The sequence below is a fragment of the Vibrio sp. OPT18 genome (assembly GCF_015163615.1).
Lineage (GTDB): Bacteria > Pseudomonadota > Gammaproteobacteria > Enterobacterales > Vibrionaceae > Vibrio > Vibrio coralliirubri.
Genome location: NZ_JADDYK010000028.1, coordinates 224217 through 232403, shown reverse-complemented (window position 1 = coordinate 232403; position 8187 = coordinate 224217). Strand labels below are relative to the sequence as shown.

The 8187-nt window shown below is 44.9% G+C and carries 5 protein-coding genes and 1 pseudogene; 4 read left to right on the top strand and 2 right to left on the bottom strand.

Features of this window, described 5'->3' with window-relative positions; translation table 11 throughout:
- Positions 1-421, bottom strand: a pseudogene (locus tag IQQ51_RS26705) (protease SohB); the annotation flags it as partial.
- Between the two features lie 137 nt (positions 422-558).
- Between IQQ51_RS26705 and IQQ51_RS05915 the strand changes: the two are divergent.
- The 4 genes from IQQ51_RS05915 to IQQ51_RS05900 all read left to right on the top strand — a co-directional run bounded on the left by IQQ51_RS05915 (position 559) and on the right by IQQ51_RS05900 (position 6824).
- On the top strand, positions 559-1299 hold the full coding sequence (locus IQQ51_RS05915) for a YciK family oxidoreductase (protein WP_017629695.1): 741 nt from the start codon (positions 559-561) through the stop codon (positions 1297-1299).
- A 155-nt stretch (positions 1300-1454) separates the two neighbouring features.
- Positions 1455-2162 (top strand): translesion DNA synthesis-associated protein ImuA, encoded by a 708-nt coding sequence (gene imuA, locus IQQ51_RS05910; RefSeq protein ID WP_193840583.1) that lies wholly within the window; start codon positions 1455-1457, stop codon positions 2160-2162.
- 3 nt (positions 2163-2165) lie between these two features.
- Entirely contained in the window at positions 2166-3635 is a 1470-nt protein-coding gene (locus tag IQQ51_RS05905; RefSeq protein WP_193840582.1) for a Y-family DNA polymerase, read from the top strand.
- A 96-nt stretch (positions 3636-3731) separates the two neighbouring features.
- Complete coding sequence (locus IQQ51_RS05900; protein ID WP_193840581.1) at positions 3732-6824, top strand: error-prone DNA polymerase; 3093 nt, start codon at positions 3732-3734, stop codon at positions 6822-6824.
- Positions 6825-7156: 332 nt separating this feature from the next.
- Here the strand turns inward: IQQ51_RS05900 and IQQ51_RS05895 are convergent, their stop codons facing one another.
- Positions 7157-8098 carry a chemotaxis protein CheV gene (locus IQQ51_RS05895; protein WP_017062139.1) on the bottom strand — a complete coding sequence of 314 codons (942 nt, stop codon included), beginning with the start codon at positions 8096-8098 and terminating at the stop codon, positions 7157-7159.
- Between the last annotated feature and the right edge of the window lie 89 nt (positions 8099-8187).

The following is an 8187-nucleotide window of genomic DNA, read 5'->3' as shown; positions in this document are numbered from 1 at the left end:
CACCTTCACGAGCCACAGCCAGAACCGCCGTTACCTCTTCACGTAATGAAGCCACTTCTTTCGCATCAATGCTGCCGTTAAAATCAAGAACGAATAGATGTGGTTCACGCTTGCTATCAAGCTCACCCTCTTTCGCAGCTTTCTTCACTTCTTTACCGCGTGATTTTACTTTCTCTTTTTCCGCTTTCTTTTCTGCTTTATCACGGGCTTTGATGAAAGCATCATCGTGTAGATGGTGCTCTAATTGTTCAATCGTCTGTTTATGGTGTTCAGATAGGTTCGTGATTTCCAGCTCACCTTTAATCGCGCTTGATTTCCCACCCACAGATTTAGCAATCACTAAAATTGCGATGATGGCGATTACAACGGTCGCAATCTTGGCTAAAAACAAGCCGTAGTCCAACAAAAATTCCAATGTCATATCCCCTATTGTATGAATTAGTGTATTGTAACCATCTTGTCACGATTACCAAGAATTTCTCATCATTCCTGCGGTTATCTGTGTGATTAAACATCAATGGAATGACGAACATAATAAAAGAAAGAAGGATAAGCACAGTGGATTACCCAATCTCTACAGATGCCCTCAAAGATAAAGTAATTTTGGTTACAGGTGCCGGTGCTGGCATTGGTCGCCAAGCAGCACTAAGCTTCGCTCAACATGGCGCAACTGTCATTCTGTTAGGCCGCAATGTTAAAAACCTTGAATTCATTTACGATGAAATCGAAAGCGCTGGTTACCCACAACCTGCGATTATCCCATTGGATTTAAAAGGTGCGACAAAGCAGAACTACATTGATATGGCTGAAACCATTGAATCACAGTTCGGTCGTTTAGACGGTCTACTTCATAATGCTGGCGTTCTCGGTACTCTGAGCCCGTTTGAGCAGATTGATGAAGAAACCTTTGATGATGTTATGCAGATCAATGTGAAGTCTGAGTTCTTGATGACTCAAGCTCTGCTACCTGCACTTAAAAAAGCAGAAGCGGGTCGCATCGTATTTACCTCTTCAACGGTTGGTCACTCTGGCCGCGCATTCTGGGGCACTTACGCGATTTCTAAGTTTGCTACCGAAGGTATGATGCAAATCCTAGCAGACGAGCTTGAAGACACTAACATCCGTGTTAACGCAATCAATCCGGGCGGCACTCAAACACGCATGCGTGCAAAAGCGTACCCAGGAGAAGATGCGAATAAGCTAAAAACGCCACTCGACATCATCCCACTGTACCTACACTTAATGAACCCAAGTGTGACAGACATTAATGGCCAATGTATCGATGCTCAACCTAAGTAACTGATATCATTAACCAACAGTAAAAAGTCGCTTCTATAGCGGCTTTTTTTGTATCTAAATCAACCATCTAATATTTAGTTCACCTGATTTTCATCATTTTGCTTTGCATCTTTTTCATTGTTAAATATACTGTATAAATATACAGGTATTTAATTATGCATGAACTAATAAAAAACTTACAAGACCGCCAGCTAATCTGGAAAGGGTTACAATCAACAACGCAAGGAAGTACCACTTCAACAGGCTATCCTCAACTGGATAAACAGCTTGATGGCGGCTTCCCGACGCACGGCGTTATTGAGGTTGAATCACAACAAGGGATCGGCGAGCTTCGTCTCCTTACGCCCTATTTATCTCAACAAAACTCGCAAAAACTGGCCATATTCATTAACCCGCCAGGGAAGATCTGTGCCGAGTTTTTTAACAGCCAAGGCATTGAATTAGAGAACATTCTCGTTATCCAGCCCCAACGCGATCTCGATGCACTGTGGGCGGCTGAGCAGTGTCTCAAAAGTGGTGCTTGTCACTCTGTATTGCTATGGGGAGCCGATCTAGAAATACACCAAACAAAGCGCTTACAAGCAGCCAGTGAAACCGGTAAGTGCCTGCAATTTCATTTTAAAGCCACCAGCCATAATCAACTATCCCTGCCCGTTTCTTTAAGCATGAAGCTGTCTTCTCACACCCAAGGATTGAAGGTAGAGGTAACAAAAAGAAAAGGCAGCTGGTCGTATGGCAGCTTTATTCTAGACATGACACACAACTGGCCGTTACTCACAGAGAAAGTCGTTTATGAAGACAATTTAGACCGCGCTTTGTCTGGTAACACTGTGCTGGCTTTTCCTATTGCGAAGCAAGGTTAGCGTATGTTGTGGCTTTATCTGCACTTTCCGTCTCTACAGTTGGATACCTTGTTTAACTCTAATGAATTGGGTTCGAGCGAAGACTCACGCGAACAACCTATTATCATCGTGGATGAAAAAGATCACCGTGTACTGCAAGCGAACCCAGCTGCGCTGCAATCGGGAATTTCACTTGGTATGGGCTTAGGGTCTGCGGCGGCGCTGTGTCACAACTTACACGTCCACCCTTACAGTATTGAACTGGAGAAAAGTAAGCTCAAAGAGATCGCTCAATGGGCGTATCTAGTCACTTCAGACATGGCGTTATTGCCACCTAATGGCTTGCTGATTAAAGCCTCTAACATGCTGTCACTTTACGACGGGCTAGATAACTACTGGCATGAGCTCAAAAGCCACTTAAAAACGCTCAATATTCAGTTCAGCTTCGCTACGGGTTATTCGCCGCTTTCTGCGATCCTTTTGGGTAAGCAAGCGATCAACCAAGCAACAAACAATATTGAGCAGATGAAAACTTGGGTCAATCAACAAGCATTGATTTCCAGTGAACTGCCGACCAAGCAAGTAGAACGCCTGAACCGTGTCGGTATCAATACCGTTGAAGATCTATTAAAGCTGCCTTTGCAAGAGGTCGCACGCCGCTTTGATATCGACTTGGTGAATTATGTCGGTCGCCTTAACGGCCAGTTCAAGCACCCGATTGATTTCTATCATCCACCAGAGAATTTCCAGCAATATTTGGAGCTGTTGTTTGATATTGAAAACATCCTATTTATCGAAAAGCCGTTGCTGAAATTACTGAATCAACTCGAGTGTTTTTTGAAGCTACGCGACCGAGTGGCTTTCGAGTTAACGCTGACTTTACACCTCAGAGATAAAGACGATCACCCTGTCTCTTTTTATTCGGCACAAGGTGATTACCTTGCAGAAAAATGGGCGAACCTTACTCATCTCACCTTAGAGTCACTAAAGCTCACTGCACCGGTTCAAGGACTGACCCTCAGCTTGGTTCGTCATGGAGAACCCCAAATGGCCTATCATGATCTTTTTGATGGTAATACCGGAACACTTGCCGCGTTAGATTTGCTCTCACTACTGCAAGCAAAGCTTGGACAAGCCTGTATTCAAACACCGAAAATACAGCATGATCCAAGGCCAGAAAAGGCCAATCAGTATTCGCTCCCAACGCTGAGTAAGTCTGTGGCAAAAAGGCAAGCGCCCTCAGGGAGCGAGCAACAAACCACTGCTTTCAACATCAACCAACAACGACTCAGACCTAGCATTTTACTGCCAGAGCCCGAAGCCCTAACCGAAAGCGTCACCTTATCTCAAGGCCCAGAGCGCATTGTGTCTGGCTGGTGGGACGGAGAGAAGATCATTCGTGACTACTTTATTGCTCACAGTGAAAACGGTCGGTGGTTATGGGTATTTAGAACACCAGATAAACAGTGGTTCTTACATGGCTTATTCAGCTAACCAACAAAGAGTTGAATCGCCAACCCGCACCATTTACTCAATTTCAACATCCCTTTTCAATCATGTTCACTCGCAATGATTAAGTGAGAATACGTTATGTCTCAGCAATACTCAGAGCTTTTCTGTCAAAGCAATTACTCCTTTCTAGAGGGAGCTTCGCATGCGGAAGAGCTTGTTTTACAGGCCGACTTCTTACGTTACAAAGCACTCGCGGTTACTGATGAGTGCTCAGTCGCGGGCATCGTTAAGGTTCACTCTGCAATCAAGCAACATAAACTGTCACTCAAGCAAATTGTCGGGAGCATGTTTTGGTTAAATGAAGAGTGCCAAGTGATCTTGATATGCCCAAACAGACAAGCCTACGCCGAGCTGTGCCGTATAATTACCAACGCGAGACGTCGTAGCAGTAAGGGACATTATCAGCTCTCTGAGTGGGATATCATGTCGGCTAAGCACTGCTTTATTCTTTGGCTTCCTCAACAGAAAAATGAAGACGCGCACTGGGGGCAATGGCTATCTCAGCATCATTCAGGTCGGCTTTGGATCGGCTTACAACGACACCTAAAACAAACCGACCAGCAGTACACAGATTACTGCGTTGAGCTGTCACAACATCATCAACTGCCGATCACAGCTTGTGGTGGCGTGCTAATGCACAATGCTAACCGCTTACCCTTACAGCACTCACTCACTGCGATAAAGTACCAAAAGCCCATTACCGAAGTGGGCAGTCACTTACTCGCTAATGCCGAACGCTGTTTACGAAGTATCAATAAGCTCTCTCATATATTCAAAACTGAGTGGCTAGAAGAGAGCAACCGTATCGCTGAGCTGTGTGAGTTTGATTTAGATAGCTTACGCTACGAATATCCCAGTGAGCTGATTCCTCAAGGTGAGACGCCCATGAGTTATCTGCGCATGTTAGTCGAAAAAGGAAAACAGGCTCGCTTCCCACAAGGTGTACCTAGTGACATCCAACAGATCATAGATAAAGAATTGGGGCTGATTGACGAGCTAGACTACCCTTTCTTCTTCCTCACTATCCACGACATCGTGATGTTTGCTAAAAGCCAAGGCATTCTTTACCAAGGTCGAGGTTCAGCTGCCAATTCCGTGGTGTGTTATTGCTTAGAAATCACCTCAGTCGACCCAAGGCAGATTTCAGTGCTATTTGAACGTTTCATCAGTAAAGAGCGCGATGAGCCGCCTGATATTGATGTCGATTTTGAACACGAACGCCGTGAAGAAGTTATTCAATACATCTATCAAAAATACGGTAGAGAAAGGGCTGCACTTGCCGCAACGGTCATCTCTTATCGCTTTAAAAGTGCGGTAAGAGATGTCGGTAAAGCATTAGGGCTACAAGAAACCCAGCTCGACTACTTCATCAAGAACACCAACCGTAGGGACAAAAGCCTAGGTTGGCAGGCTCAGCTCACTCAATTGGGTCTACAACCTGATTCTTTGAAGGGGCAACAGTTTATCCACTTGGTGAATGAGATCATCGGCTTTCCACGTCATCTATCTCAACACGTTGGTGGCTTTGTCATATCTTCAGGGCCTTTGTATGAACTGGTTCCCGTCGAGAATGCCGCGATGCACGATCGAACCATTATCCAATGGGATAAGGATGATCTAGAAACCTTGGGGCTGCTGAAAGTTGATGTGCTCGCGCTTGGTATGCTCTCTGCGATTCGTAAATGTTTCGACCTGATCAAACGTATTCACGGGCGATCACTGACCATTGCTGAGATCACTCGCCTTAAGGACGATCCTAAGGTTTACGGCATGATTCAACGGGCAGACACGGTCGGGATATTCCAAATTGAGTCACGTGCGCAAATGAGCATGCTGCCAAGGCTTAAACCGAAAACTTATTATGACTTGGTGATTCAAATCGCTATCGTACGCCCAGGTCCTATTCAGGGCGATATGGTTCATCCATTTCTCAAGCGTCGAGATGGCATTGAGCCAATCAGTTATCCATCTAAGGATGTGGAGTCGGTATTGTCGCGCACCTTAGGTGTGCCGATATTCCAAGAGCAAGTGATCAAACTCGCGATGGTAGCGGCAGGGTTCACAGGTGGTGAAGCAGATCAACTCAGACGTGCGATGGCCGCTTGGAAGAAAAATGGCAACGTCTTTAAGTTTAAAAACAAACTCATCGAGGGTATGCAAAAGCGCGGCTATGAGACAGAGTTTGCTGAACAGATCTTTAAACAGATATGCGGCTTTGGCGAATACGGTTTTCCTGAAAGCCACTCGGCTTCGTTTGCGGTGTTAGCGTATTGCTCAGCTTGGTTGAAGTGCTACTACCCTGAATGTTTCTACGCTTCTCTGTTGAATAGCCAACCCATGGGCTTTTATAGCCCCTCACAGTTGGTACAAGACGCACAACGGCACAATGTGGTGATACTTCCGGTATGTGTGAACACCTCACAAGACAACCACATAGTCGTTGAACATCAGAATGGTTTAGCGATTCGCTTAGGACTGCGACAAATCAAAGGATTCAGCGAGCATGGGATTCAAAGCGTGCTCGCCAATCGTCCACCATCCGGTTATCGCCACCCTAGCCAGGTGAAACAGTTATCGATGAATAAGAAAGACATCGAGCTACTGGCATCAGCCAATGCGCTACATAACGTTTCTGGTGACCGTTTCCAGACTCGCTGGGCGATCATGGATTCCGCTTCTGATTTACCTCTGTTTAGCCAAGCCTATGACGATGCTGAGGCAGGGCATGACGAACATGTACTGCACAAGCCCAACGAGATGCAAGATCTACTCGAAGACTTCACCAGTGTCGGAATTTCATTGAACAAGCACCCCATCACTTTGCTCGAAGAAGCGGGACGATTAGGTCGATTCACACACATGAAAGATTTAATACAGCAAAGACACAAATCTATGGTCACCGTTGTCGGATTAGTCACAGGCAAACAATCTCCCGGAACCGCGGCAGGTGTCACCTTTGTCACGCTAGAAGATAGCACTGGTAATATTAATGTCGTGGTATGGGGAGCAACCGCACGCGCTCAACAGCAAGCTTATCTCACAGCCAAGGCGTTAAAAGTACAAGGGATATTAGAAAAAGAAGGTGAAGTCGTGCATGTTATCGCGGGAAAACTTATCGATATTACCGATGAAATTGTTGGCTTGAAAACCAAATCTCGGGATTTTCATTAACTAAGTACTAACTGTGCTCAATCGGTCATTGGCTAAAGAAACGAAAGAAAGAGAAACGAAAAAGGGAAGCATCCGCTTCCCTTCAATTCCATTGTTGAGTTATGACTCAACTTCAGCTTCCGTACGTCTTTTCTTAAATTCCCTATACAGTAATAAGCTCAAAGTCATGACGACTTTAGACGTTAACCATATCATTAAGAGGAACTACCTTAGATTGTGTGTGAAAAGTTACGCTAGTAGTTGAGCATATTTCGTTAAGAAAAATATGCTGCGTGAATATTAGCAAACGTTTTCTATAAGGTCACTCAAAACAAACCGTACAGCAGCATTAATTACAAAATCTGACGCATTCGCTCTTGAGTCACTTCAACCAAGAGGTCTGGCTGGAACTTAGAAATAAAGCGGTTACACCCTACTTTCTCAACCATAGCTTCATTAAAACTTCCACTTAATGAAGTATTTAGCGTAATGAATAGGTCATGCATTCTTGGGTCAGTACGTACTTCGTGTGTCAGCTTATAGCCGTCCATTTCAGGCATTTCAGCATCGGTGATCATCAACAATATTTCTTGATTGATGTCTTTGCCTTCATCACACCAGCCCTTAAGTAAGGTCAGTGCTTCTAAGCCATCACAACACTCAATAATGTTCAAACCCAGCTGTGACAAGGTACCTTTGATCTGGTTACGCGCTGTTGAAGAGTCATCAACGATAAGCACGTTACGTCCAATCATCTCCTGAGCTAATTGTTCATCCAAGACGCCTTCAGAGATCGAGACATCGTAATCAATAATCTCAGCCAACACTTTCTCAACATCGATGATCTCGACAATCTTGTGCTGCTCTTCTTCTTGAATATGCGTGATAGCGGTTAGGTAATTTGCACGGCCTGTTGTCTTTGGCGGCGGCTGGATTTCTGTCCATGTCGTGTTCACGATATTACGAACTTGCCCAACCAAGAAACCTTGTACGGTTCGGTTGTATTCCGTAATGATCAGGTTGCTCTCTTGAGATTCCGCACGAGATGGCGGAAAACCAATGGCACTACGCAAATCAATAACAGGCACCGATTCACCACGTAAAGACGCAACACCCGTAATATGATGATGAGAGCCCGGTAAGCGAGTGAGTACTGGCACTTTGAGGACTTCTTTCACTTTAAATACGTTAATCGCAAATAGTTGACGACTATTTAAGCTGAATAACAAGAGTTCCAGACGGTTTTCACCGACCAGTTTGGTTCTCTGATCAACCGAATTTAAAACGCCAGACATACAACACCTTAGTGACAAATAATAACTGTGGCTACAATAGCCTACTTCAATAGGTTAAAGCAAAGCGCCAATGCACAGAATGCTTAAAC